This window comes from Psychroserpens sp. (genome assembly GCF_047633235.1).
Lineage (GTDB): Bacteria > Bacteroidota > Bacteroidia > Flavobacteriales > Flavobacteriaceae > Psychroserpens.
Genome location: NZ_JBLIET010000019.1, coordinates 1 through 26,693, shown reverse-complemented (window position 1 = coordinate 26,693; position 26,693 = coordinate 1). Strand labels below are relative to the sequence as shown.

General features: G+C 32.4%; 22 protein-coding genes. 18 read left to right on the top strand and 4 right to left on the bottom strand.

Annotation, left to right across the window (positions count from 1 at the left end):
• Positions 1 to 44: 44 nt before the first annotated feature.
• The 11 genes from fabG to hisIE all read left to right on the top strand — a co-directional run bounded on the left by fabG (position 45) and on the right by hisIE (position 11,704).
• Complete coding sequence (gene fabG / locus ACJAZK_RS07950) at positions 45 to 791, top strand: 3-oxoacyl-[acyl-carrier-protein] reductase (RefSeq protein ID WP_415223463.1); 747 nt, start codon at positions 45 to 47, stop codon at positions 789 to 791.
• A gap of 14 nt (positions 792 to 805) precedes the next feature.
• A complete protein-coding gene (locus ACJAZK_RS07945; RefSeq protein ID WP_415223462.1) occupies positions 806 to 2,839 on the top strand; it encodes a VWA domain-containing protein in 2,034 nt (677 codons plus the stop codon).
• Positions 2,840 to 2,850: 11 nt separating this feature from the next.
• Positions 2,851 to 3,666, top strand: a complete 816-nt coding sequence (locus ACJAZK_RS07940; RefSeq protein WP_415223461.1) for a prohibitin family protein — start codon at positions 2,851 to 2,853, stop codon at positions 3,664 to 3,666.
• 504 nt (positions 3,667 to 4,170) lie between these two features.
• Positions 4,171 to 5,028 carry an ATP phosphoribosyltransferase gene (gene hisG / locus ACJAZK_RS07935; RefSeq protein WP_415223460.1) on the top strand — a complete coding sequence of 286 codons (858 nt, stop codon included), beginning with the start codon at positions 4,171 to 4,173 and terminating at the stop codon, positions 5,026 to 5,028.
• 56 nt (positions 5,029 to 5,084) lie between these two features.
• The gene (gene hisD, locus ACJAZK_RS07930; protein ID WP_415223459.1) at positions 5,085 to 6,404 is read left to right on the top strand and encodes a histidinol dehydrogenase; all 1,320 of its coding nucleotides are present in this window, start codon (positions 5,085 to 5,087) and stop codon (positions 6,402 to 6,404) included.
• A gap of 4 nt (positions 6,405 to 6,408) precedes the next feature.
• Positions 6,409 to 7,458 carry a histidinol-phosphate transaminase gene (gene hisC, locus ACJAZK_RS07925; protein ID WP_415223458.1) on the top strand — a complete coding sequence of 350 codons (1,050 nt, stop codon included), beginning with the start codon at positions 6,409 to 6,411 and terminating at the stop codon, positions 7,456 to 7,458.
• 38 nt (positions 7,459 to 7,496) lie between these two features.
• Positions 7,497 to 8,630: a bifunctional histidinol-phosphatase/imidazoleglycerol-phosphate dehydratase HisB gene (hisB, locus tag ACJAZK_RS07920; RefSeq protein WP_415223457.1), complete on the top strand. Its 1,134-nt coding sequence runs from the start codon at positions 7,497 to 7,499 to the stop codon at positions 8,628 to 8,630.
• A gap of 138 nt (positions 8,631 to 8,768) precedes the next feature.
• The gene (gene hisH / locus ACJAZK_RS07915) at positions 8,769 to 9,350 is read left to right on the top strand and encodes an imidazole glycerol phosphate synthase subunit HisH (RefSeq protein WP_415223456.1); all 582 of its coding nucleotides are present in this window, start codon (positions 8,769 to 8,771) and stop codon (positions 9,348 to 9,350) included.
• A 92-nt stretch (positions 9,351 to 9,442) separates the two neighbouring features.
• On the top strand, positions 9,443 to 10,159 hold the full coding sequence (gene hisA / locus ACJAZK_RS07910; protein ID WP_415223455.1) for a 1-(5-phosphoribosyl)-5-[(5-phosphoribosylamino)methylideneamino]imidazole-4-carboxamide isomerase: 717 nt from the start codon (positions 9,443 to 9,445) through the stop codon (positions 10,157 to 10,159).
• A 3-nt stretch (positions 10,160 to 10,162) separates the two neighbouring features.
• Positions 10,163 to 10,918: an imidazole glycerol phosphate synthase subunit HisF gene (gene hisF / locus ACJAZK_RS07905; RefSeq protein WP_415223454.1), complete on the top strand. Its 756-nt coding sequence runs from the start codon at positions 10,163 to 10,165 to the stop codon at positions 10,916 to 10,918.
• A gap of 189 nt (positions 10,919 to 11,107) precedes the next feature.
• Positions 11,108 to 11,704 (top strand): bifunctional phosphoribosyl-AMP cyclohydrolase/phosphoribosyl-ATP diphosphatase HisIE, encoded by a 597-nt coding sequence (hisIE, locus tag ACJAZK_RS07900; protein WP_415223453.1) that lies wholly within the window; start codon positions 11,108 to 11,110, stop codon positions 11,702 to 11,704.
• A 95-nt stretch (positions 11,705 to 11,799) separates the two neighbouring features.
• Here hisIE and ACJAZK_RS07895 read toward each other — a convergent pair whose 3' ends face one another.
• Both ACJAZK_RS07895 and ACJAZK_RS07890 read right to left on the bottom strand, forming a co-directional pair.
• Positions 11,800 to 13,047, bottom strand: coding sequence for a S41 family peptidase (locus ACJAZK_RS07895; RefSeq protein ID WP_415223452.1), 1,248 nt, complete (start codon positions 13,045 to 13,047; stop codon positions 11,800 to 11,802).
• 205 nt (positions 13,048 to 13,252) lie between these two features.
• Positions 13,253 to 13,939 carry a LytTR family DNA-binding domain-containing protein gene (locus ACJAZK_RS07890; protein WP_415223451.1) on the bottom strand — a complete coding sequence of 229 codons (687 nt, stop codon included), beginning with the start codon at positions 13,937 to 13,939 and terminating at the stop codon, positions 13,253 to 13,255.
• Positions 13,940 to 14,142: 203 nt separating this feature from the next.
• On the opposite strand from ACJAZK_RS07890, the gene ACJAZK_RS07885 reads away from it, so the two are divergent.
• On the top strand, positions 14,143 to 14,925 hold the full coding sequence (locus ACJAZK_RS07885) for a tRNA pseudouridine(38-40) synthase TruA (RefSeq protein ID WP_415223450.1): 783 nt from the start codon (positions 14,143 to 14,145) through the stop codon (positions 14,923 to 14,925).
• An 804-nt stretch (positions 14,926 to 15,729) separates the two neighbouring features.
• On the opposite strand, the gene tsaD is transcribed toward ACJAZK_RS07885, so the two are convergent.
• The gene (gene tsaD / locus ACJAZK_RS07880; RefSeq protein ID WP_415223449.1) at positions 15,730 to 16,752 is read right to left on the bottom strand and encodes a tRNA (adenosine(37)-N6)-threonylcarbamoyltransferase complex transferase subunit TsaD; all 1,023 of its coding nucleotides are present in this window, start codon (positions 16,750 to 16,752) and stop codon (positions 15,730 to 15,732) included.
• A 112-nt stretch (positions 16,753 to 16,864) separates the two neighbouring features.
• On the opposite strand from tsaD, the gene ACJAZK_RS07875 reads away from it, so the two are divergent.
• The 4 genes from ACJAZK_RS07875 (at position 16,865) to ACJAZK_RS07860 (ending at position 24,360) form a co-directional block, all read left to right on the top strand.
• Complete coding sequence (locus ACJAZK_RS07875) at positions 16,865 to 21,262, top strand: translocation/assembly module TamB domain-containing protein (protein ID WP_415223448.1); 4,398 nt, start codon at positions 16,865 to 16,867, stop codon at positions 21,260 to 21,262.
• Positions 21,263 to 21,398: 136 nt separating this feature from the next.
• Positions 21,399 to 22,385, top strand: coding sequence for a 6-phosphofructokinase (gene pfkA / locus ACJAZK_RS07870; RefSeq protein WP_415223447.1), 987 nt, complete (start codon positions 21,399 to 21,401; stop codon positions 22,383 to 22,385).
• Between the two features lie 48 nt (positions 22,386 to 22,433).
• Complete coding sequence (gene gap, locus ACJAZK_RS07865) at positions 22,434 to 23,435, top strand: type I glyceraldehyde-3-phosphate dehydrogenase (protein ID WP_415223446.1); 1,002 nt, start codon at positions 22,434 to 22,436, stop codon at positions 23,433 to 23,435.
• A 64-nt stretch (positions 23,436 to 23,499) separates the two neighbouring features.
• Positions 23,500 to 24,360: an N-acetylglucosamine kinase gene (locus ACJAZK_RS07860; RefSeq protein WP_415223445.1), complete on the top strand. Its 861-nt coding sequence runs from the start codon at positions 23,500 to 23,502 to the stop codon at positions 24,358 to 24,360.
• Positions 24,361 to 24,785: 425 nt separating this feature from the next.
• Here the strand turns inward: ACJAZK_RS07860 and ACJAZK_RS07855 are convergent, their stop codons facing one another.
• On the bottom strand, positions 24,786 to 25,010 hold the full coding sequence (locus ACJAZK_RS07855; RefSeq protein WP_028870943.1) for a hypothetical protein: 225 nt from the start codon (positions 25,008 to 25,010) through the stop codon (positions 24,786 to 24,788).
• A 197-nt stretch (positions 25,011 to 25,207) separates the two neighbouring features.
• Here ACJAZK_RS07855 and corA point away from each other — a divergent pair, with 197 nt between their 5' ends.
• Positions 25,208 to 26,275: a magnesium/cobalt transporter CorA gene (corA, locus tag ACJAZK_RS07850; RefSeq protein WP_415223444.1), complete on the top strand. Its 1,068-nt coding sequence runs from the start codon at positions 25,208 to 25,210 to the stop codon at positions 26,273 to 26,275.
• A 52-nt stretch (positions 26,276 to 26,327) separates the two neighbouring features.
• Positions 26,328 to 26,693 (top strand): TIGR02453 family protein (locus ACJAZK_RS07845; protein WP_415223443.1); only part of this gene is annotated, 366 nt, incomplete at its 3' end.

Genomic DNA, 26,693 nt, shown 5'->3' with positions numbered 1-26,693 from the left:
CATGTATTTCCTATATTTGAATACCAACTATTAAATAGTATATAATGAAGTTATTAGAAGGAAAAACAGCAATAATCACTGGTGCAAGTCGAGGTATAGGTAAAGGTATTGCGCAAGTTTTTGCTCAGCATGGAGCTAATGTGGCATTCACCTATAGCGCTTCGGTAGAAGCAGCAAATGAATTAGAGAAAGAATTAAAGGTTCAAGGAGTTAAAGCTAAAGGGTACCAAAGTAATGCCGCTAATTTTGACGAGTCTCAAAAACTAGTAGAAGATGTTCTTGTAGATTTTGGAAGCATAGATATATTAGTAAATAACGCAGGAATTACAAAAGATAATCTCCTCATGAGAATGGGAGAAGAAGATTTTGATAAAGTAATTGAAGTCAACTTAAAATCGGTTTTTAACATGACTAAAGCTGTTTTACGTACGATGTTGAAGCAACGTAAAGGGTCTATAATCAATATGAGTTCTGTTGTTGGTGTAAAAGGTAACGCAGGGCAAACCAATTATGCAGCTTCAAAAGCGGGTATTATTGGGTTTTCTAAGTCTGTAGCTTTAGAATTAGGGTCTAGAAATATTAGAAGCAATGTGATTGCTCCTGGTTTTATTGAAACTGAAATGACTGCTAAATTAGACGAAGAAATTGTAAAAGGTTGGAGAAATGCCATTCCATTAAAACGTGGCGGAAGTCCAGAGGACATTGCAAACGCTTGCGTATTTTTAGCTAGTGATATGAGTACTTATATTACAGGACAGACGTTGAATGTTGATGGTGGAATGTTGACATAATAGAACTATATTCATTGCAAACAGAAACAATAACATATATTATCATATCTGGAATCATAGCGCTATCATTAGCGCTTTTTCAGTATGCTTATAAAGCAAAACTAAAAGGGAGACGTGCTTGGCTATTATCAGCCTTACGTTTTGTGACCTATTTTTCAATCTTTTTATTACTTATTAATCCTAAGTTTGATAAGGTTTCCTATTATAATGAAAAGCCAAATTTGGTTGTGGCTGTAGATAATTCAGAATCTATAAACTATTTCGATCAGGCGCAAAATACATCAGATCTTATTAAGTCTTTGAAAGCTAATGAAGCTCTGAACGAGAATTTTAATCTGGAGTTTTATAGCTTCGGAAAAGAAATAAACCCAACAGATTCGTTATCGTTCGATGAGAAGCAGTCTAACATTGCGTTAGTTTTTGAACGTTTATCTGAAGTGTATAATAACTCCATTTCTCCAATGCTTATTATTTCTGATGGGAATCAAACCTACGGAAATGACTATGCTTATATGACAAAACGATATAAGCAATCCATTTTTCCAATTATTTTAGGAGATACAACTACTTATACAGATATTAAGGTTCAACAGTTAAATGTGAATCGCTATGCGTATTTAAAAAACAAGTTTCCGGTAGAGGTTATTGCTACTTATAATGGGAATGCGACAGTAAATACACAGTTGAGAATTTCTACAGGAAATACCATAGTGTTTTCTAAACCATTAACGTTTAGTAAATCACAAACTTCACAAATCGTAAACGTTACTTTACCTGCTAATAGAGTAGGTGTGACAAGCTATAAAGCTCAAGTAGTTCCGCTAGAAAATGAAAAAAACACCATCAACAATGTCAAAAATTTTGCGGTTGAAGTGATAGATCAAAAAACGAAAGTTGCGATAGTATCTGATCTATTACATCCAGATTTAGGTGCCCTCAAAAAATCGATAGAAAGTAATGAACAACGCAATGCAGATATCCTGTCTACGGTTGAATTTTTAAATAAATCGGCAGATTATCAATTGGTTATTATGTATCAACCAACGAATAACTTTAGAGCATTATTCAATGAAATTGAGAAGTTAAAACTCAATAAAATTGTTATTACTGGGACGAAAACAAATTGGTCTTTATTAAATCAATTGCAAAGTAATTATAAACAGGAATTAACGAATCAAATCGAGGAGTATCAACCAAGTTTAAATCAAAACTATTCAACATTTATAATTGATGATTTGAGCTTTGGAGAATTTCCGCCTTTAAAAGGAGCATTTGGTGAAACCTCATTTGCGGTACCTTTCGAAACTATTCTTTATAAAACTATTAATGGCAATCAAATTGACGAACCTCTTTTTGCCACTTTTGAGATTAATGATAAACGTGAAGCACTAATAATGGGTGAGGGTTTATGGAGATGGAGAGCGCAGGCCTACATTAATGAGAATTCATTTAATACGTTTGATAATTTTATGGGAAAACTGGTGCAGTACCTAAGCACTAATAAGCGCCGGACACGATTAAATGTAAATTATGAATCTTTCTATAACGGTAATGATAATGTGAGAATCACTTCACAGTTTTTCAATAAGAATTATATATTTGATGATAATGCAAATTTAAATATTACTCTAAAAAACAAAGACACAGATGATGTTAAGTCATATCCGTTTGTCCTAAAGAATACGGCCTACGAAATAGATTTAAGTGGTTTAGAAGCCGGGAATTATTCATTTACTGTAACAGTAAATAACGAGAATATATCAAAATCTGGCGAACTCAAAATCTTAGACTACAATGTTGAACAACAATTCTTAAATGCCAATGTTACTAAGCTTCAGGCCTTAGCAACAAATAGCGAAGGAACTTCCTATTTTATAGATAATACGTCGACATTAACTTATGATTTAATTAACGATTCTAGGTTCGCTACAATACAAAAAAGCACTAAAAAAGTCGTACCTTTGATAGACTGGAAATATCTTCTAGCACTCATAGCGCTAAGTCTATCTATTGAGTGGTTTATAAGAAAATATAACGGACTTATTTAAAAACTAAAATCATGGAAAAATTACCAAAAAGTGGCATTATAGCGTTGATTGTTATAGTTCTATTATTAGTTGGATTATTTAAATCAGCGGTCACAATTGATTCTGGGCATGCTGGAGTAGTACACGAAACACTTGGTGAAGGTGTAGATCCCGACAAAGAAGCGTTAGGGCCTGGTTTTCATATTATAGCGCCTTGGAATCGTGTTATAGATTATGAAACGCGTCAACAAGAAATGCCTGAAAAAATGTCTGTTTTATCTTCTAATGGATTGGATATAAAATTAGATGCCTCTGTATTGTATGAGCCAGATGCTAAAAACTTAGGTAAATTACATAATCAAAAAGGAACTGAATATAAGAGTAGAGTATTACAGCCGGCCATAAGAAGTGCTGCGCGTAGTGTTGTTGGTCGTTATACACCTGAGCAATTATATTCAAGTAAGAGAGATGCTATTCAAGATGAAATCTTGGAAGAAACAAAAAAAATTGTTGAGCCTCAGTTTATTCAAATTAATGATATTTTAATTAGAGACGTAACCTTACCTTCAACAATTAAAGAAGCTATTGAGCGTAAATTAAAGCAAGAGCAAGAATCTTTAGAGTATGAGTTTAGATTAGTGACTGCTGCTAAAGAAGCTCAAAAAGTAATTATTGAAGCAGAAGGTAAAGCTGAATCTAACAGAATATTAAGTGCGTCATTAACTGATAAAATCTTACAAGATAAAGGTATAGATGCTACTATGAAACTCGCTGAGTCTCCAAATAGTAAAGTTATTGTTATCGGTTCTGGAGATTCTGGATTGCCAATTATTTTAGGTAACCAATAATATTTATTTGAGAGTATTTCTCATAGTCTTAATATTTAGTTTTTCTGGTTTTGTTCAAAGCCAGGATAAACGAGATCATTTTTAAAAAGCAAATATTACTGCAGTTAGTAACCGTTGAGTAAAAGTGAGTTTTACAGTCGTTAATAAAAAAACTGAAGGCTTACCTTGATTACAGTGACCAAAGTCCTTATCCTTGAAAAATAGGTTGAAAATTGGTTTAATCAATAATTTGAAACTGAAATATTAATATTATCATAAATCGTGTTTCAAGATTTGGAATTATGAATTTTAATTCGCAATCTTTGCACCTAATTAAATAACAACAATTTAATGATTCTTACTCAATTACATCATCATTTTCATACTGGCTGTCAAGCGAGTTGAAGATGTATTGAATAAAATCAAAACATATTTAAACCCGTTTGAGCTAATCAAACGGGTTTTTTGATTCGCAATTTTAGCTCAGACACAAAATAAAAGATACTCGCTTTCTCGAGACAAATTATGAGTAAACTTAAAATAGCAGTACAAAAATCAGGACGCCTTTATGACGATTCTATGAAGATTTTAAAAGACGTTGGGATTTCTATAGACAATGGTAAAGACCAATTAAAAGCATCTGCAAAGAATTTCCCTTTAGAAGTATTTTATCTTAGAAACGGTGATATTCCTCAATATTTAAAAGATGGAGTGGTTGATGCCGCAATTATTGGTGAAAATGTATTAATTGAAAAAGGCGATAAAATTTCAGTTGTTGAAAAACTAGGTTTCTCTTCGTGTAAGGTGTCCATTGCAGTGCCAAAAGCAGCCAAGTATAATGGTGTTGCAGATCTTGAGGGCAAGCGTATTGCCACGTCATATCCAAATACAGTTAATCAATTCTTAGAGAAGAATAATGTTAAGGCACATTTGCATATCATTAACGGTTCGGTAGAGATTGCGCCTAACATTGGATTAGCAGATGCAATTGTTGATATTGTTTCTAGTGGAAGTACATTATATAAAAACGGATTAAAAGAAGTTGAAATATTATTAAAATCTGAAGCTGTTTTAGCTGTTTCTCCTTTAATTTCTTCGGAAAACCAACAAATTTTAAATAAGTTACAGTTTCGGTTACAATCTGTTCTGCGCGGAAGACAAAGCAAATATGTCTTGTTAAATGCGCCAAATGATAAGATCGAAACTATCGTAAACATTTTACCAGGAATGAATAGTCCAACAATTTTGCCATTAGCTAAGGAAGGTTGGAGTTCGTTACACTCTGTAATTAATAAAAATGAGTTTTGGGAAGTTATTGATGAGCTTAAAAAAAATGGAGCAGAAGGAATATTGGTGTGTCCAATAGAGAACATGGTACTTTAATGTAAGACTCTATCTTTTTTTAAACATTAATTTAAACAATAGTAAAGAATCCACTAATGAATAAGACATATAATCCCAATAAGGCAGACTGGTTTGAATTACTAAAAAGGCCAACTCAAACTGTAGAGAATATAGAGAATACAGTTAATGAAATCTTCAATGATGTTCAGAGACAGGGAGACAAAGCAATATTAAAGTACACTGAAATGTTTGACGGAGTAAAATTGGAGGCGATGATTGTATCTCCAGAAGAAATCGAAAACGCATCAAATTCAGTTTCCGAAGAATTAAAACGAGCGATTCAGTTAGCTAAGCAAAATATAGAAACTTTCCATATAGCTCAAAAGACAAAGCGTGTTTCTGTAGAAACTTCCAAAGGTATTGATTGCTGGCAAGAAAAGCGACCTATTCAGAAAGTTGGGTTATACATTCCAGGAGGTACAGCTCCTTTGTTTTCGACAGTATTAATGCTCACAGTTCCTGCTAATATTGCTGGTTGTAAAGAGATCGTATTGTGTTCTCCTCCAAATAAAGAAGGAAAAATAGCCAATGAAATTATGTACACAGCGCACTTATGTGGTGTGACGAAAATCATTAAAGTTGGAGGTATTCAGGCCATTGCAGGTTTAACTTTTGGAACAGAAACCGTACCCCAAGTTTATAAAATATTTGGTCCTGGAAACCAATATGTAACGGTAGCGAAACAATTAGCAACAAAATATGGAGTAGCCATAGACATGCCAGCGGGACCTAGTGAGTTACTAGTTGTTGCAGATGATACAGCAAACGCAAGTTATGTCGCCTCAGATTTGTTAAGCCAAGCAGAACATGGAGCAGATAGTCAGGTTATTTTAGTGTCTACATCAAGACAATTAATGGACGCTGTTTCTTCTGAAGTTGAGAAGCAAATCAAATTGCTACCAAGAATAGAAATGTCTCAAAAAGCAATTGATAACTCTAAATTGATATATGTTGAGAATCACGACATTGCTTTAGATATGATTAATGAATACGCACCAGAGCATTTTATTATTTGCACAGAAAATGAAGATTTTTATGTAGATAATATTGCAAATGCAGGATCTGTATTTATTGGAAATTACACACCTGAAAGCGCAGGAGATTACGCCTCGGGAACAAATCACACTTTGCCAACTAATGGGTTTAGTAAAGCCTATTCTGGCGTCAATTTAGACAGTTTTACTAAAAGCATCACATTTCAGAAGATCACAAAAGAAGGTATTTTAAATATTGGTAATACCATTGAGTTAATGGCAGAGGCAGAAGGCTTACAAGCACACAAAAATGCGGTGACATTGCGATTAAAAGATTTAATTTCTGAGAAATCAGAAATGTCTAACTTAAAAATAAAGTAGCCTAATGGAGCGTCAACAATTTCAATTGGATAGTTTTTTAAGAGGAAATATCAAAGACTTAAAACCGTATTCATCAGCGAGAGATGAATACAGTGAGGTGTCTGGTGATATGGTATTTTTAGATGCCAATGAGAATCCGTTTCAAAATGGAGTTAATAGGTATCCTGATCCGCAACAGTATAAAGTGAAATCTCAACTCTCCAAATTAAAGGATATTTCTACAGATAATATCTTACTGGGAAATGGTAGTGATGAAGTGTTAGATTTAATTTTTAGAGCTTTTTGTGAACCTAATATGGATGCCATTATTACGTTACCACCAACATATGGTATGTATGATGTTTTGGCAAATATCAATGCAGTTAGAAATATTAAGATTCAATTAAGTTCAGATTTTGAGCCTAACTATGATGACGTTTTAAGCGCTGCAAATGCGAAAACCAAATTGTTGTTTCTATGTTCACCAAATAATCCAACGGCGAATAGCTTTAAAGCAGCTACTATAGAGAAGTTGATATTAAATTTCAATGGAATTGTAATTATTGATGAAGCTTATATCGATTTTTCAAAAGACGAGTCATGGATTAGAAGATTGAAAGAGTTTCCTAATTTAATAGTCACACAGACTTTGTCCAAGGCTTATGGGATGGCAGGAATTCGTTTGGGAGTTTGTTATGCTTCAACACAAATAATCTCTATTTTAAACCGAATTAAACCGCCTTATAACGTTAATGAATTAACGCAATTGAAAGCTTTGGAGCGGTTGTCTAAACCAATAGCGATTTCCGAAGAAATTAAGAGGATTCTAGAGCAACGTGACTGGCTTATTTTAGAATTAAAAAAGATTGAATTTGTAGACACTGTTTATGCATCAGATGCCAATTTTATTTTAGTAAAAGTCGATGATGCAAATACTCGTTATACGGGATTGATACAGCAAGGAATTGTAGTAAGAAATAGAACCAACCAACCACTTTGTGAAAACTGCTTGCGATTTACGGTTGGAACTCAACAAGAAAATATAAAATTAATTACAGCATTAACCAACCTGTAAGGTGTTCAAGACCTGAAAGGTTTCAATAAGAAACAATTATGCAGCGCGTACTATTTATAGACAGAGACGGAACCATTATAAAAGAACCAGCAGATGAACAAATCGACTCGTTTGAAAAACTAGATTTTTACCCAAAAGTATTTCAATATTTAAGTAAAATAGCAAAAGAGTTAGATTTTGAAATCGTAATGATTACTAATCAAGACGGCTTGGGAACTGACGTTTATCCAGAAAATACATTTTGGCCAGTTCACAACTTTGTACTAAAAACGTTTGAAGCAGAAGGTGTGGTTTTTAAGGAACAATTTATAGATAGAACTTTTGCAAAAGACAATGCGCCAACGCGAAAACCAAATACAGGTTTACTGACTAAATACTTTTCTTCGAATTATGATTTAGCGAACTCCTTTGTTATTGGAGATCGCTTAACAGATATAGAGTTAGCTAAAAATTTAGGCTCAAAAGGAATTTTTATAAATGATAATACCAATTTAGGAACTGATGAAATCACAGTGAAACGTGAGGCATTAGATCAATTTATAGCTATAGAAAGTAATGATTGGGAGGCCATTTATACCTTTTTAAAAGCAGACGCTAGAACTGGGAGTATTGAGAGAAATACCAATGAGACAAAAATTAAAATTGATTTAAATCTCGATGGCATAGGCAACAGTAATATTGATACAGGAATAGCTTTTTTTGATCATATGCTTGATCAAATTTCGCGTCACGGACAATTAGATTTGACTCTTAAAGTGGATGGTGATTTAGAAGTTGATGAGCATCATACCATCGAGGATACAGCAATTGCACTTGGAGAATTGTTCGCTGCGACATTGGGTAATAAACTAGGAATTGAACGCTATGGTTTTTCTCTACCAATGGATGACTGTTTTGCTCAAGCTGCAATTGATTTTGGAGGGCGTAATTGGTTAGTTTGGGAAGTAGATTTCAAACGTGAAATGATTGGTAAAATGCCAACTGAAATGTTCTACCACTTTTTTAAATCGTTTACAGATGGTGCTAAGTGTAACTTAAACATAAAAGCAGAAGGCACTAACGAACATCACAAAATCGAAGCGATTTTTAAAGCGTTTGCAAAAGCTATTAAAATGGCTGTAAAACGAGATATAGAGAAAATGATATTGCCATCCACAAAAGGAGTGTTGTAAATACTTTTAGTAAACATTAAAAAAAATAAAATTTCAAATTTAGAATCTTGGAGTGATTTTTTGGAATATGAAAATTTAGTTTTGGAATTTGTAATGACAAGCTTCAATGAAAAACAAATATGAATGGACAGTAAACCTTTGAAACTAGTAATAATCGATTATGGCGCAGGAAATATTAAGAGTATTCAATTTGCTTTTAAACGTTTAGGAGTGGATGCTATTCTTTCAAACAACCCTGAAGTCATTACATCTGCAGAGAGAGTTATTTTTCCTGGTGTTGGAGAAGCAAGTTCTGCAATGAAAATGCTTAAACAAAGTGGGTTAGATACACTTATTCCAACTTTAAAACAACCGGTTTTAGGTATTTGTTTAGGGATGCAATTGATGTGTAATTCAAGCGAAGAGGGAAATACAAAAGGCTTAGGTATTTTCAATGTTGATGTCAAACGTTACTCAAATGCAGTCAAAGTCCCTCAAATGGGATGGAATACTATAAATGAGTTAAAATCTAATCTGTTTAGAAACATAGAAGAGGATGCTTTCATGTACCTTGTACATAGTTTTTATGCAGACATGTGCCAAGAAGCCATTGCATCAACGACATATGAATTGAAATATGCCTCTGCATTACAAAAAGACAATTTTTATGGTGTTCAATTTCACCCTGAAAAAAGCAGTGTCGTGGGAGAACAAGTATTGAGGAATTTTTTAGAGCTTTAAAATTAAAGATCTACTGCTAGGTTTTTTAAAATCTGACAGATATGAAAACAAATATTAATTAAAAGAGATTTCCACCTTCGTGGGAAGTGAACATGAGAATTATACCAGCAATAGATATCATCGATGGAAAATGTGTTAGACTCACAAAAGGTGATTACAGCACAAAAAAAATATACAACGAAAACCCTATTGAAGTTGCTAAGGAGTTTGAGGCAGCAGGAATTCAATATCTACATTTAGTAGATCTTGATGGAGCCAAAGCTCAACATGTTGTCAATTATAAGGTATTAGAACAAATAACATCTAAAACGACATTAAAAATTGATTTTGGCGGAGGTTTAAAAACTGATGAGGATTTACATATTGCTTTTAATTCTGGAGCAAAACAAATTACAGGAGGAAGTATTGCGGTCAAAAATGCTGGAATATTTGAGGGCTGGGTTAATAAATATGGAGGCATAAAAATAATTCTTGGTGCAGACTGTAATAATGAAAAGATAGCTGTAAGTGGTTGGCAGGAGCAGAGTGACATGGATGTGATTCCGTTTATAACATCCTATGAAAACAAAGGGATAAAGTATGTGATTTGTACCGATATTGCCAAAGACGGCATGTTACAAGGGCCTTCGTTTGATTTATATAAAAGAATTTTAAACGAAACAAAAGATATCAAGTTAATAGCTTCTGGAGGTGTGACTTCTATTGCTGATTTAAATGTTCTCGAGGATTTAGGTTGTGAAGCTGCTATTATTGGTAAAGCACTTTATGAAGGTCATATTAAATTGAAAGACTTAGAATCACATTTTTAAATTATGCTCACAAAAAGAATTATTCCATGCTTAGATATTAAAAACGGTCGTACTGTTAAGGGGGTCAATTTTATAGATTTACGTGATGCTGGAGATCCAGTAGAACTTGCTAAGCAATATGCGAATCTAGGCGCAGATGAATTAGTGTTTTTAGATATTTCTGCAACTTTAGAAGGTCGTAAAACAATGCATGACCTGGTTTTGAAAGTTGCAGAACAAGTTAATATCCCTTTTACTGTTGGCGGTGGGATTTCATCTATTGAAGATGTTGATGATTTATTAAAGTGTGGTGCTGATAAAATTTCCATAAATTCAAGTGCTATAAAGCGTCCAGATTTAGTAAATGAATTATCTAATAAATTTGGCAGTCAGTGCGTTGTTGTAGCCATTGATGCGAAACAAATAAACAATCAATGGATTGTCCATTTAGCAGGAGGAACGATACCAACAGCACTAAATCTATTTGATTGGGCAAGAGACGTTGAGCAAAGAGGTGCTGGAGAGATTTTATTTACGTCTATGAATAATGATGGAACAAAAGCTGGATTCGCAAATGAAGCTTTAGCTAAACTTTCAGAAACTTTAAATATTCCAATCATCGCTTCTGGAGGCGCAGGAACAGTTCAACATTTTGTAGATACATTTAAAGAGGGTATGGCGGATGCTGCTTTGGCTGCTAGCGTTTTTCATTTTGGTGAGATTGAGATTCTGGATTTGAAACGAGAATTAAGAAAGAATGATATAGAAGTACGACTATAACTGTATCGTCATTCTTTATGGACGCTAAGGATTGTTGAAATAAAAGTATATTTTAGAGTATGTCTAAGCAGAGTTCCATGAAGTCTGTTTTGGAATACATAAACAATTAAATTACAATACGTATACTGCCTTTGCAGTAATGATAACTTTAATTAAAATAGTTCCTTAATAAGAAAGGAGTAATAGAATATGAATATAGATTACAATAAAAATAACGGACTCGTACCAGCAATTATTCAAGATGCTTCAACCCATAAGGTATTAATGTTAGGTTATATGAATGACGAGGCTGTAAAGAAAACAATTGAAACTACATTAGTGACGTTTTTTAGTAGAACGAAACAACGTTTATGGACTAAAGGAGAAGAAAGTGGTAATGTGCTAAATTTCGTTGGAATGAAGTTAGACTGCGATAGCGATACTCTTTTAGTACAAGTCAATCCTCAAGGGCCAACCTGTCATAAAGGTTCTGATACGTGTTGGAATGACGATAATACTCAAAGTTTTGGGTTTCTTTCAGATTTAGAAACTGTAATTGAGAACAGAAAAAATAATGCCACAGAAGACACCTCTTATATCGCTTCTTTATTTGCTAAAGGGATCAACAAAATAGCTCAAAAAGTAGGAGAAGAGGCCGTGGAAGTCGTTATTGAGGCAAAAGATAATGATGATAAACTGTTTTTAGACGAAAGTGCAGATTTACTATTTCATTATATGATTTTATTACAAGCTAAAGGTTTTAAATTGAATGATGTTGTAGATGTTTTAAAAAGTCGTCAGAAATAAAAAGTAAGCCATCACAATTGTGATGGCTTTTTTTCTAATGATGATAAATAGAAAGTTTAATCGTGCATTAGAACCACATAAAACTCTTATTAATTTTACAGAGCGTCTTTTTCAATGATTTCTAAAGTTTGTTCAATCCAATCTCTATCAAAATCTAATGGTATTTCTGGAGAGACTCCTTTTCCTTCGTATTGAATATATTTATGGAAATTCATATCTGTGGGCGTTATCATGAAATGTCCTGATGGTGTGTCATAACTTTTGCCATAGTTTGTGCCATATGCAATGACTCCATAAGTAGTTTGGCCCAGATGAGTGGCGCCTTTAATGTCTTTAAGTTTTGTTGTGAATTGTTCACTATTACTCCCTGTAAAAGAATTAGTTAGAACATGTATTTTTGCCTTACTTTTTTTGAATAATTTTATAAAAGGATCTGAGTGCTTTTTGTTACCACCACCATTACTTCTCAAATCAATTATAATATGTTTTGCATTAAATGAATTCTTATGTTTTTCATAGAATTCTTTAAATGCTTTTTTGTTTTTAGATGAATTACTAAAGCTACCAAAATACACATATTGTACATTCTTATTAATTTGTTTAAAATCCCAATTCGATTTATTTTCTATTTCGATTTCTGCATTATCGGTATTTCCTTCCTTTTTATAGCTCCATATTCTTCCGTTTTCAAAAGACATGCTTTTAACTAATCCTGGTGTTCTCGTTTCTGTGTTATAATAATACACATCGTATTTTAATCCATTGGTACGCGTTAAATAAAATTTGATTTCACCAGCTTCCCATTGATTTATTTGACTCTTTAATACGACACCAATGAAGTCCCTTTTATTATCTGCATAATAGATTCCTATTTTTTGTTGATCTCCATAATTGTAAATTCCCTCTAAGTCGCCAATTGCTTTTTTAGATAATTCCTCTTTCAATTCTGAAAGATTTCGCAATGTTTTAGGATGATTTTTAAAGAGTTCGCTAGTTTTAAACGCACTCAATTTAGCACTATCTTTTGCGTTTTCTGTAGTTAAATAAGTATCCTTAAAACGCAGAGAAGCATGTACATCATTTACTAAAGACATTTGTTTTAATAGCATTTTATAACAGGCTTCAACTAAAACAGGTTGTTCCATTTTTTCTGAAAGTGACGTATATAAATTTTCGAATTGGATTTCTTTGTCGCCTTTAATTTGTTTTTTGTAAGACGGCATTTTTTGAATGTTTTGAACAACGAAATCTAAATCGGTATTACAGTCGCAAGTTTCAACTTGTGAAAAAACAGATGTGATTGTGAATAGGAATACGATACTAAATGTCATTAAATTTTTCATGATAAATGATTTTTATGTGATTAAACTTTCTGGGGCAAATGTATTTTATAAATCACACAGTATTCAGTAATAATAAGCGTTTGGGGCGAAATGATTCTGTCCTGTGGCAGAATTACAATGAAACTTTTATCAATTATTTATTCTTTAAATAAACGATTATTAAAGGAGTTGAATGTATCGCGTTTTTTAGAACATGAACTTATAATCAAACGCTTAAAGTTTCTTTTACGTCCTCTAGGTATGTTTTTGAAATAGGCACTTCAATGTCTTGAGCAAGTAACAAAAAGTGTTTTCCTTTTTCGGTTTTCCAAGATTTGAAATGGAACGGATTAATAACAAAGCTGCGATGCGTTCTTAATAATTCGGGAAATGAATTAGATACTTTTGACAGTGTATTTCTAATGAGACTTTTTTTAAGCATTGTTCCGTCAATATAAAAAACTTCCACATAATTATCTGAAGATTGAATGCAAATCAAATCATTCAGAAGTAATCGCAAACTTTCGTAATGACCTTCGCCTTGAATTTCAATTTTTTGTTCTTCGAGTTTCTTATTTTTATATTTTCCGAAGGCAAAACGACCAATAATCAAAATGGGAAGAATTACGGTTAAAGCGGGTAAAAATATGCTTGTGAAATGATATCCTAAAGTGTAAGGGTTTGGTTGACCATAAACAATTACGTAGAGATATAATAATCTCGCAAATATCATGGAAACAACTACGAAAACCAATAAAAATATAAACTCATGGATACGTTGCCACTGCAATTTATATTTTTTGTAGAGCCAATTTTGAAATGGGATAAAGCATAGATAACTTATGGCTGTAATTAGACCGTAGAGCGGTAAATAGATTAATTTCTCACGATCATTAAATTCGTTAACATCCATAGGTTCTGTAAAATACAGAAACAGAAAAACCCATAACGCAAGACCTAGGGCTATTAGGATATGGTGTTTTATCGAGGGGTCAAATGGATATTTTTTATACACTAGAAATTTTTATGCTTAAAAATAGAACTTCATTCTATAATTACCAATAACAAAGCCGGCAAAAATTTTGTAAAAACTCATAAAATAGCGTTCTTGCCCTTATGATTGATAAACGTTACTACTATTTAATTAAGATTCAGTTTTTGGGCTATCGTTTTCATGGTTGGCAGAAACAACCTAAGTTAAAAACGATTCATTTAATGATTGATAGAACGTTTAATTTTATTCTTGATGGTGTGGCATTTAAAACTTTAGGATCTGGTCGTACAGATGCCATGGTATCTGCGAATGAAACAGCTTTTGAGTTATTTATCTATGAAAAAATTGAAGATGAAGCTGCTTTTTTAGCGTTATTTAATCACAATCTTCCACAAGATTTGAGAGCTTTAGCTATTAAAGAAGTTGATGCAACGTTTAATATCATCCAGCATTCAAAAATTAAGGAATATATTTATTTATTTACTTACGGACAAAAGTGTCATCCCTTTTGTGCTCCACTAATGACGACCATTCTGGATGATTTAGATCTGGAGTTGATGATACAAGGAGCGCGACTATTTGAAGGCACCCACAATTTTAAACCCTACTGTTTTAGAGCAACAGACAAAGGTTTATATACAAGAACAATAGACAGTTGTGAGCTTATAGAAAATAGTTTATTCACAGCTAATTTCTTCCCTGAGAAGACCTATACACTTATTGTAAGAGGAAAAGGTTTTGGGAGAAACCAAATCCGTTTGATGATGGGGACACTTATTAAATTAGGTAGAGGAGACGTAGACTTGGCTTATATCGAAAACTCATTAAAACCAGAAAGTATTGAGGTCATGGATTATGTAGCTCCCGCTTCTGGTTTAATATTAAATTCGGTGGAGTTTGAGTGATTATTTTTTTCTTGCAAGGACTTATTAGGAATAAAAATTTTTCAAAAATTGAGAAAGTTTTATGTGACTACTCTTTAGAGGTTTACTGCTTTTTACCGATCAAAAAACTAATAAATACCAAAGCACAAAACATAATACATAATACATTTTTCTAGAAAACACCAAATCACGCTCAGTACAATAAATATTCCCATGGTTTGATTACTATGTAAATAATCTCTACGAAATGAGGTGATGAGTATAACTAGTCTTTCAAAAAACACTCCAGAAGGAATTGTAATAAAAGGAATCAAGATTGTTAATAACCCTACACATTTTAGTCATGAAGTTATTTTATTGAACCAAAATAATTGCAATAACAAGCAAAAAATTAGCGGTCGTAGTTGCATGAACCAATAAGCCCAAGCATAAGGACCAGTTGCTCTCTTGCTAAAAAAAAACCAACTTGGTTTGACCAATAATAACTAACTATGAAAAGTAGGTGTATTATAAAATAAATTACAGAAAGTGCTCTTATCGTTTTTATGGATTTGTTTCTAAAACTAAGGACTAGCTTATTTTTAGTAAACGTGTTAATAATTAGTGAAACTATAACCACTATTGAAAACCCACTAAAAAAGCCATCTAAAAAAGGGTAATTGTTTCTAGGATGTCGTAAAAATAGCTGGCCATTGAGTATTAGTTAAAAGATAAAAGTAACGGTTTAATTAAGCGCAGTATTTTTTTAAGGAATGTTTTTGGCATCACAAGAATTATTCATCTGAGTAAACACTGTATAAGATTCATTAAATACTGCCTACTAACTTAAATCTTCAATCTAGAAGAAGCCATCACATTTTGCTCAGCGTAAGCGCCATCTAAATACTTTAAATGCCCAACAATAGCAATCATCGCAGCGTTATCTGTTGTGTATTCAAACTTTGGGATGTATGTTATCCATCCAAATTTGTGTTCTCCGTCTCTTAAGGCTTGACGAATTCCCGTATTTGCTGAAACTCCACCACCAATAGCAATATGTTTGATACCTGTTTCTTTTGAAGCTAATTTTAGTTTATCAATTAAAATACCGATAATCGTATATTGAATAGACGCACAAATATCGTTTAAGTTCTCTTCAATAAAATTAGGGTTTGCTTTCACTTGTTTCTGTATAAAATATAGTATGGCAGTTTTTAATCCGGAAAAACTAAAATTCAATCCGCTCACTTTAGGTTTTGTGAATTTAAATGTTTTAGGGTTTCCTAATTTAGCGAGTTTATCAATTGCTGGACCAGCAGGATAACCTAAACCCAATAGTTTTCCACTTTTATCAAAAGCCTCTCCAACAGCATCATCGATGGTTTCTCCAATAACATCCATTTCGGAATATGACTTTACTTTTACGATCTGCGTATGACCTCCAGAAATTGTCATTGCTAAAAACGGAAATGGCGGTTTTTCAAAATCATCTTCTTCGATAAAGTGCGCTAAAATGTGAGCCTGCATGTGGTTGACATCTATTAACGGGATCCCTAAACCATAAGCCAATGACTTTGCAAATGAGGTGCCTACTAATAGAGAGCCCATCAAACCAGGACCCCTAGTAAATGCAATAGCGCTAAGCTGTGATTTGTTGACCTCTGCTTTTTTTAGTGCTTGATCCACGACGGGAACAATATTTTGTTGATGTGCTCTAGACGCTAATTCTGGTACAACACCACCATATTCTTCATGGATTTTTTGACTAGCCACAATGTTACTTAAAACTTTACCGTTATGCATAACAGCAGCAGCAGTATCATCACAGGACGACTCAATAGCGAGAATATATATATTTTGTAGGCTCATTAATATAAATTAGGCACAATAATTGTTAATTTTGAGGACAAAGTTATAACTTTCAAGGCATATCAAAAAATTCTTTAAAATAGTATCAAAGATTTTAGCAATTATTTTGCTATTGTTCATCATTTTGGTGCTAATACTTTCTATTCCTGCAGTACAGACCAGTTTAGGGAAATATGTAACAAGTACTATCAATGAAGACTTTGGTACTCATATAAATATAGGTAAAATTGGATTGCAATTGAATGGCGATGTAGAACTCAAGGAAATCTACATTGAAGATTACAGAAAAGACACTTTGATTGCTGTAGAGGAGATTAATACATCAATTCTAAACTATAGAAATATTATTGATGGTACGCTTAATTTTGGAGATATTGATATTATAAACTTGACATTCAATGTTAAAACATATAAAGGTGAAGAGAATACAAATCTTGATGTCTTTGTAGATAAATTTGACGAGAATAATCCAAGAAAAGATAAAAGTACTTTTTTATTATCCTCTAGCGATGTTTCTATTTATGAGAGTACATTCAGGTTAATTGACGAAAATAGAGAAACACAGAACGTATTAGAGTTTTACGATCTTAATATTAATTCAACAAACTTTATCATTTCAGGAAGTAATGTGAATGCAAGAATAAACACCTTAAATTTCAAGGATAGCAGAGGTGCTTATGTTAAAAATATGGTGACCGATTTTGAGTACACTTTAAACCACATGATTTTTGATAATTTAAGTATTAAAACTGAAAAATCTAATCTCGTCGGAAATTTGCGTTTTGATTATAATCGCGAAGATTTTAAGGATTTTGAAGATAAGGTTAAAGTCAAGGCTAACTTTAAGGATGCGGAAATTTATCTCAATGATCTCAATACATTTTACAATGAATTTGGAAGCAATCAAAAAGCAATTATAGATGTCAATTTATCTGGTACTTTAAATGATTTAACTGCAGAAAACTTAAGGCTAAATGCCAGTGGGAGAAGTAAAATATATGGGGATATTAATTTTAAAAATTTATTAAGTAAAGAAGAGGGCGACTTTTCAATGAATGCTAGATTTGATAATCTATCTTCAAATTACTATGATTTACGAGCTTTGTTACCCAATATATTAGGTGAATCGATACCATCAGTATTTTCAAAACTTGGAGATTTCCGAATAACAGGAACCTCATACATCACAGATACAACTATAGATGCAGATATTAATATTCATACAGATTTAGGTTTGATTGTGTCTGATATGAAAATGACTCGTATTGATGATATTGATAATGCTAGTTATATTGGAAATATTGTTTTTGATGAGTTTGATTTAGGTGGGTTACTTAATGACCCAAATATAAAAACAACATCTTTTGATTTAGATGTTGATGGCAAAGGCTTTACACTTGAAAATTTGAGTACTCAAGTTGCAGGTGAAGTCTTTCAAATAGAATACAATAATTACAATTATAAAGGTGTTGATGTTTCTGGAAAACTAGGAAATCAAATTTTTAACGGCCTTTTAGAATCTAAGGATGAAAATTTTAAGTTTAAATTTGATGGTCTTGCAGATTTATCTAATGATATCAAAGCATTCGATTTTAATGCCAATGTAGAATACGCTAATCTAAGAGCACTAAATTTTATTACTAAAGACAGTATTTCAGTATTTAGAGGAAAAGTAAGGACCTCAATGAGAGGCTCTACAATTGATGATGCATTTGGTACATTAGAGTTTGAAAACACAACCTATATTAATGAACATGACGAATACTTTTTCAAAGATTTTAAAATAGAATCTAAATTTCTTGATAAGAAGCATAGCGTAACAATTAATTCTCCAGATATCATTGAAGGAACCATGAGCGGAGATTTTAGATTTGCAGATATAGGCAAATTGGTTGAAAATTCGGTTGGTAGTATTTATACTAATTATGTTCCAAATGAAATTGAAACAGATCAATATTTAGAATTTAATTTTAAAATTTATAATAAAATTGTTGAAGTGTTTTACCATGATTTAGAGCTTGGACCTAATACAACTGTAAAAGGGCGAATTGAAACAGATGAGAAACAATTCAATGTTACGTTTAATTCACCACAAATTAAACTTCTAGATTATTTTGCGAATGATATCTCAATTTTAATTGATAACAGTAATCCTTTATTTAACACGTATATTGAGATAGATACCTTAAGTACAAAGTTTTATGATGTCTCAAAATTTAGTTTAATTAATGTAACCCAACGCGATACATTATTCATTAAATCTGAATTTAAAGGAGGTCAACAAAATGTTGACGATTTTAATCTTAATATGTTTTATACTATCGATGAGAATAATAAGTCTGTTGTAGGTTTTAGAAAATCTGAAGTTGTATTTAAAGATAATAGATGGGTTATTAACGAAGATAAAAACAAACTCAATAAAATTGCATTCACGCGTGATTTTAAGAATTTTGATATTAGTGAAATGGTCATGAACCATTTTGAAGAGCGTATTGAACTATCAGGACAAATTTTAAGTGATAATTATAAAGATTTAAAGTTAGATTTCACAGATGTTGATTTAACTAAAATCACACCTAGAATTGATAGCTTATCTCTTGAAGGTCGCGTTAATGGGAAATTAGACATCCTTCAAAAAGAGGGTGTGTATTTGCCAAGTTCTACAATAGTTATTAGTGATTTGAAAGCTAATGATTATGAGTTAGGAGAGCTTAACGCTCGTGTAAAAGGGAATCAATCCTTAACGAGTTATACGGTTGATGTTACGCTAAAGAATGATAACTTAAAATCTTTAGATGCAAAAGGATTGATAGATGTAGATGGAAACCGTATCGATTTAGATGTGATCTTTGAAGAGTTTTTATTAGATCCACTAGATCCATTTGGAGCAGGTGTAATCACCAATATTAGAGGTTTAGTCTCAGGAAGAGCGAAGGTTACAGGACAATTAAACGACCCTCAATTTAACGGCGATTTATTGTTAGACAACGCAGGAATAACGATACCATATTTAAATATAGACTACAGCTTCGATTTTGATTCTCAAGTAAAATTAGAATCACAGCGTTTTATATTTCAAGAGGTTGAAATCACTGATTCTGAGTTCTTTTCAAAAGCGACTTTAAACGGTTTCATTGCACATCAAAATTTTTCAGATTGGAAATTAGGTTTAGAAATTGATACAAATCGTTTATTAGTTCTAAATACAGCTTATGATGAAGAAGAGTTGTATTACGGGACAGCATTTGTAAATGGACAAGCAGATATATCTGGACCTACAGATAATCTAAAAATAGAATTTAATGGGAGTACGGCTCAAGGTACAGTCTTCAAAATTCCTTTAAGTGACCTAGAGAGTTATGGAGACAACTCTTATATGCACTTTTTAAGTCCACAGGAGAAAGAAGCACGTTTAAGAGGAGAAACTAGTAATAATACGGAAGTAAAAGGATTAGAGTTGGAATTTAACCTTTTTGTAAATCCTTATGCAGATATCGAAATTGTAATTGATAAAAGCTCAGGCAGTACTATTCAAGGTAAAGGTAATGGTAACCTGCTTTTTGATATTAATACCAACGGAAAGTTTCAAATGTTTGGAGATTTTCAAATTGTAGAAGGGACTTATAACTTTGCCTATGGAGGCTTAGTGCAAAAGAAACTAACGGTAGAGCCTAATGGTTATATTCGTTGGGAAGGTGACCCACTAAAAGCTCAAGTAGGTTTAACAGCAGTTTATAAAGCACAAGCTAACCCCTCAGTATTATTAGATAATCCCATAAATAGAAATATAGACGTTGAAGTAAAAATCAATTTATCTGGTCAGCTAGAACAACCAGATCCAGACTTTAGTTTCAATTTCCCTGAAGTAGATTCTAATATTAGGTCTGAGCTAGATTATCGATTAGAAACTAAGGAATCTCGGGAGTTTCAGGCACTTAATGTATTATCATTTGGGTCTTTCGCCAGTGAATTTAATCTTGGTCAAAATGCATATGGAACCATATCAGATCGTGTCAATTCTCTCTTTAACAGTATTCTTGGCGGAAGTAAAGACGATAAAATACAAGTTGATTTAAATTACACTGCAGGACAGCAAACTACTGATTTTCAAACCAATGACGAGATTGGACTTACGTTAAGTACAAACATTAGTGATAGAATTCTTATAAATGGTAAAGTAGGAGTTCCCATTGGTGGAGTTAACCAAACGGTAATTGCTGGTGACGTTCAAATTGATATACTATTAAATGATGATGGAACACTAAAGGCAACGTTTTTTAATAGAGAAAATAGTATTAGAAACTTTGGAGAAGAGATTGGATACACACAAGGAGCAGGTTTCGCTTACAATGTAGAATTTGATACCTTCAAAGAATTGTTGAAAATCATCTTTACAGGAAAAAATAAAGCGAAAGACAAGCCAGAAGAAGAGAAAACGAAAGAAAACGAGGAGAAGTTCACTCCAGATTATATAAATATTACGTCATCAAAAGACTCAAAAAGCAATTAATCCTCTCCATTTTTAACAATTTAAATATTATTTATTAACGAAAACGTTTGAGTTTTTGTAGTCCTGTTAAATAAAGATCAAATCCATTTTTATTCTTATTAATGTTTACTAGATTTACTTTTCCAACATAAAATATATGTCAAAAAAGATAAAGAAAATTGGTGTTTTTACTTCTGGAGGAGATTCTCCCGGAATGAATGCTGCGATAAGATCTGTAGTGAGAACCTGCGCATTTCATAATATTGAGTGTGTTGGAATCTATAGAGGTTACGAGGGTATGATTGAAGGTGATTTCAAATCTATGGATGCTCGAAGTGTGAAAGGAATCATCAATAAAGGAGGAACCGTTTTGAAATCTGCACGTTCCTTAGAATTTATGACTCCTGAAGGTAGAAAAAAAGCACATCAACATCTCCTAGATGCTAATATTGACGGATTGGTTGCTATTGGTGGTGATGGTACATTTACAGGAGCAATGGTTTTCAATGAAGAGTTTGATTTTCCTGTAATGGGAATTCCTGGTACTATAGATAATGATATCTTCGGAACGTCGCATACATTAGGTTATGATACGGCATTAAATACGGTAGTTGAAGCTATAGATAAAATCAGAGATACTGCAAGTTCACATAATAGATTATTCTTTATTGAAGTTATGGGACGAGATGCTGGTCATATAGCATTAAATGTAGGAATAGGAGCAGGAGCAGAAGAAATTCTAATTCCTGAAGAAGATTTAGGCTTAGAGCGTTTATTAGAATCGTTACGTCGCAGTAAGCAATCTGGGAAATCATCAAGTATTGTTATCGTCGCAGAAGGAGATAAAATAGGCAAAAATGTGTTTGAACTTAAAGATTATGTTGAAGAGAATATGATAGAATACGATGTGCGTGTTTCTGTTTTAGGACACATGCAACGTGGTGGTTCTCCATCTTGTTTTGATCGTGTACTTGCAAGTAGAATGGGAGTTAAAGCTGTAGAGTCTTTATTGGATGGTAAAACTAATTTAATGGTAGGTTTATTAAGTGATAAAATTGCAGTGACGCCTTTGGATCAAGCAGTTAAAGGGAAATCAGAAATTAATATGGAGCTTTTAAGAGTTTCAGATATCATGTCAACGTAATAGTTGTCCACATAATTAAATACTAATAGAAATAAATAAATAATTAATATGTCAAATTTAAAATTAGGAATTAACGGTTTTGGAAGAATAGGTAGAATCGTATTTAGAGCAACAGTAAAACGTGATGATGTCGATGTAGTTGCAATTAACGATTTGTTAGATGTAGAGCATTTAGCATACTTATTAAAGTACGATTCTGTTCATGGAAATTTTGATGGGACGGTTGAAGTTAAAGATGGGCATTTAGTTGTCGATGGAAAAACAGTGAGAATTACTGCAGAAAGAGATCCTAAAAACTTAAAGTGGGATGAAGTTGAAACAGACGTGGTTGCAGAATGTACAGGTATTTTTACTAGTTTAGAAACAGCAGATTACCATATTCAAGCGGGAGCGAAGAAAGTTGTAATTTCTGCACCAAGTAAGGATGTACCAATGTTTGTTATGGGTGTAAATGATAATGAATTAACAAGTGAACATACGATTGTATCAAATGCTTCATGTACAACAAATTGTTTAGCGCCTATGGCTAAAATTATTGACGATAATTTTGGATTGGAAGAAGCCTTAATGACAACGATTCACGCAAGTACTGCAACACAATTAACCGTTGATGGACCATCTCCAAAAAATTACAGAATGGGACGTTCAGCTATCTTAAATATTATTCCGTCTTCTACAGGAGCAGCAGTTGCTGTAGGCAAAGTTATCCCTAAATTGAATGGAAAATTAACAGGTATGGCATTTCGTGTACCCACCGCAGATGTGTCTGTAGTAGATTTAACGGTTAAAACAACAAAAGAAACATCATTAGAAGAAATCAAAGCAGCTTTCAAAAAAGCATCTGAGGGTTCTATGAAAGGTGTTTTAGGATATACTGAAGACGCTGTCGTATCTCAAGATTTTGTAAGCGATGCACGTACAAGTATTTTTGATGCCGATGCATGTATTGAATTAAACTCAAAATTCTTTAAACTTATATCTTGGTACGATAATGAGTTTGGGTACTCTAATAAACTTGTAGATTTAGCTCAAAAAGTAAATTCTTTATAAGATTCATTTATAAATCCGTAGGTCTAGTTTTCTATCCTACGGATTTATGTTTTTAAATTAGCTTATGATTTTAATAGTTGATAGTGGTTCTACAAAATGCGATTGGATTGTAGTAGATCATAAAGGAGTGCAACTTCAAGAAAAAATACGGACTAAAGGGCTTAATCCTGCAATTTTAAAGGAGAAAAAGCTCAAAAAAATTATTAGAAAGAGTGATGAGCTCATGGCTATTAAAAACCAAGTCACTCATGTGTTTTTCTATGGTGCTGGTTGCGGTACAGAACAACCAAAAGCAATGTTGGCCAATGTACTACAGCTTATATTCTTAAACGCAATCATAGAAGTTCAAGAAGATACTATGGCAGCAGTGCGCGCTACTATTAATACTGATGATGAAGCTGCAGTTGTTTGCATTATGGGGACCGGTTCTAATTGTAGCTATTATGATGGTAAACGATTACATCAACGTGTTATTTCTCTAGGTTATACATTAATGGATGATGCTTCTGGTAATTACTACGGAAAAGAGCTGATCAAAGACTATTATTATAATTCAATGCCAGAAGATATTAAAGTGGCTTTTGAAGACCGATACAATTTGGAAGCCGATTATATAAAGTATAATCTTTATAAACAACCAAATCCTAACGCATATTTAGCAACCTTTGCAGAGTTCATGTTTTTGAATAAGGATTCTAAATACATCAAAAAGCTTATCAAAAACGGAATTAGACAATTTGTTAAAAACATGATATTTCAGTATAAAGAGGAGATAAAAACTGTTCCAGTACACTTTGCTGGCTCAATTGCATTCTTTTCAGAGACAGAAATTAAAGAAGTTGGAGAAGAATTAGGGTTTATCGTTGGTAATTTTGAAAGACGACCAATTGAAGGGTTAGTCGCTTATCATACTAAGGATTTATAGTGAAAAAAAGTAAAAAACTATCTAATAAAAAACGCTTCTTTAGTGCACTATATTGTGAAGTTATAGGGTAATGAATAACAACGTAATTCTATATCTGTCTTCATATTATGAATATCTTGCAGATGGTATGTTTTAGAAAGTTAGAGGGTAGTTGTTCAATTTCTTAACACTCGTCTAGTTGCTTCCAAATTAGTAATCCGTTCAAATAGCGTATTTTATTCTCTAAAAAGAAAAATTTAAATATTGTGTTTATGTGCCTCATCCTTTATCTTCTCAGGGCTAACGGTGTTTATAATAAACAAAAAAGAGAACAACGAATTTTATGCTTTGTCCAAATGCAAGGGCTTAGTACGAAAAAACTCAACAAAATCCTATACATAACATATAAAACTAAGTTGAGTTTCAACACTTAAATTTGTAAAATTTTAATCCTCCACAACGTGTAAAGTAGGCGTTTTGTTAACCCATTTTCCGTTTTTAGATTCACCAAGAATAAGAACATCTTTACTATGCTCATATTCTTTAATAGTTCGCATCATTTGATCCTTAGTGTCTCTGTGTAGCTTGATTCCAGTATTTTTACCTTTATTTCTAATTTCTAAATAAAATCCATCTCTAAATTTTATAGGTCTTGTTGGAGGTCTTCCCATGTATTTGTATTTCTTTTCTTAAGGTTGCATATTAGTAAAAAAAAAATAAATATGCAAGTGAATGATTAATATTTCAAAAGTAATTTTAATAGAGGTGTAAAATATCGGATTTCAATAGTCTATACTAATTAGCAAATAGGTGTCTGCTATACCAAAAAGTTTTAATACATTTATCTGCATTATAATGTGTCCTATTTATGAAAGTAAAAAAAAAAAAGTCGTACAAAACATCTAATCTTCCACCAGGAACTGTCACATATAAGGGCGAAAAGCAATCTACAATAACAAATATTGAGATTGTAAATTATTCTAAGGACGAGTTTACAAGTTTAAATTCTAGTGCTATTGAAGATGCTTTTAATTTTGAAGGGAATGATCAAGTAACATGGATTAATATTAATGGACTTAATAACGTAAGAGATATAGAAACTTTGGGTTTGCACTATAAATTGCATCCTTTAACCTTAGAGGATATCGTTAATACTGGTCAAAGACCAAAATTAGAAGAGTTTGAAAACTACATGCTTGTAGTTTTTAAAATGCTATTTATTAAGAATGATGACGAGATTCATTACGAACATTTGAGTTTGATTGTTGGAGAAAATTATGTACTAACGTTTCAAGAGGCTGATGGAGACGTGCTTGATGACTTACGAGAGCGCTTAAGTTCTGCAAAAGGACGCATTCGTACTCAAGGTTCAGATTATTTAATGTATGCTATTTTAGATGCAGTTGTGGATAATTATTTTACTGTTATTGAAGTTTTAGGTGATAAAGTTGAAGAATTAGAAGGTTTCCTATTTCAGTCTAAAGATGCAGATGATCGTACACCAGGACAAATTCAAAAATTAAAACAAGAAGTTTTAAAAATACGACGGTCAATTTATCCGTTGCGAGAAGTCATTAGTCGCATGGAAAAAACAGACTGTGCCTTTATTGAAGAAAAAACACATAATTATTTACGTGATTTATACGACCATATCATTCAAGTAAGTGAATCTGTAGATTTATATCGGGAAATGATTTGGAGTTTAATGGATATGTATATGACCATCATAAGTAACAAGATGAATGAAATTATGAAGGTGCTAACTATCATTGCCACTATTTTTATACCGTTGACTTTTGTTGCAGGTATTTACGGAATGAATTTCAAGAATATGCCAGAGCTTAATTCAGATGATGGATATTTTATATTGTTAACAGGGATGTTTATTCTTTTTCTTTTTATGTTAATTTATTTTAGAAAAAAACGGTGGCTTTAATTTTTTTTAAAACAAATCTTTCGAAGTACTTTTATTATTTAAAAAACAGCGCATGACATCACCAAAATTTTCTAAAGATATTCTTGATTTTTTTGAAAAACTAGAAAAAAATAATAACAGAGATTGGTTTAATGAAAATAAGCCAGAGTTTAAAGTATTAGAAACAAAAGCAAAAAAAGCCTACAAGGCTATCTATGAGAACTTAAATAAACACGACGTTGTGGATGGTTTTAAATTATTTAGAATATATAGGGATGTCAGATTTTCAAAAAATAAATTGCCTTATAAAATCCATTTTGGCGGATCTTTCAATAGAAAAAAACCAGACCTTAGAGGCGGATATTACGTTCATATTCAGCCAAATAATCAATCATTTATAGCTACAGGTTTTTGGCAACCTAACAAGGAAGATTTACTT

What these genes read in the sequence shown, in the direction of transcription:
- fabG (WP_415223463.1), top strand. Translation starts at nt 45, where the DNA reads ATGAAGTTATTAGAAGGAAAAACAGCAATAATCACTGGTGCAAGTCGA.
- ACJAZK_RS07940 (WP_415223461.1), top strand. Translation starts at nt 2,851, where the DNA reads ATGGAAAAATTACCAAAAAGTGGCATTATAGCGTTGATTGTTATAGTT.
- hisG (WP_415223460.1), top strand. Translation starts at nt 4,171, where the DNA reads ATGAGTAAACTTAAAATAGCAGTACAAAAATCAGGACGCCTTTATGAC.
- hisD (WP_415223459.1), top strand. Translation starts at nt 5,085, where the DNA reads ATGAATAAGACATATAATCCCAATAAGGCAGACTGGTTTGAATTACTA.
- hisC (WP_415223458.1), top strand. Translation starts at nt 6,409, where the DNA reads ATGGAGCGTCAACAATTTCAATTGGATAGTTTTTTAAGAGGAAATATC.
- hisB (WP_415223457.1), top strand. Translation starts at nt 7,497, where the DNA reads ATGCAGCGCGTACTATTTATAGACAGAGACGGAACCATTATAAAAGAA.
- hisA (WP_415223455.1), top strand. Translation starts at nt 9,443, where the DNA reads ATGAGAATTATACCAGCAATAGATATCATCGATGGAAAATGTGTTAGA.
- hisF (WP_415223454.1), top strand. Translation starts at nt 10,163, where the DNA reads ATGCTCACAAAAAGAATTATTCCATGCTTAGATATTAAAAACGGTCGT.
- hisIE (WP_415223453.1), top strand. Translation starts at nt 11,108, where the DNA reads ATGAATATAGATTACAATAAAAATAACGGACTCGTACCAGCAATTATT.
- ACJAZK_RS07895 (WP_415223452.1), bottom strand. Translation starts at nt 13,047, where the DNA reads ATGAAAAATTTAATGACATTTAGTATCGTATTCCTATTCACAATCACA.
- ACJAZK_RS07890 (WP_415223451.1), bottom strand. Translation starts at nt 13,939, where the DNA reads ATGGATGTTAACGAATTTAATGATCGTGAGAAATTAATCTATTTACCG.
- ACJAZK_RS07885 (WP_415223450.1), top strand. Translation starts at nt 14,143, where the DNA reads ATGATTGATAAACGTTACTACTATTTAATTAAGATTCAGTTTTTGGGC.
- tsaD (WP_415223449.1), bottom strand. Translation starts at nt 16,752, where the DNA reads ATGAGCCTACAAAATATATATATTCTCGCTATTGAGTCGTCCTGTGAT.
- pfkA (WP_415223447.1), top strand. Translation starts at nt 21,399, where the DNA reads ATGTCAAAAAAGATAAAGAAAATTGGTGTTTTTACTTCTGGAGGAGAT.
- gap (WP_415223446.1), top strand. Translation starts at nt 22,434, where the DNA reads ATGTCAAATTTAAAATTAGGAATTAACGGTTTTGGAAGAATAGGTAGA.
- ACJAZK_RS07860 (WP_415223445.1), top strand. Translation starts at nt 23,500, where the DNA reads ATGATTTTAATAGTTGATAGTGGTTCTACAAAATGCGATTGGATTGTA.
- ACJAZK_RS07855 (WP_028870943.1), bottom strand. Translation starts at nt 25,010, where the DNA reads ATGGGAAGACCTCCAACAAGACCTATAAAATTTAGAGATGGATTTTAT.
- corA (WP_415223444.1), top strand. Translation starts at nt 25,208, where the DNA reads ATGAAAGTAAAAAAAAAAAAGTCGTACAAAACATCTAATCTTCCACCA.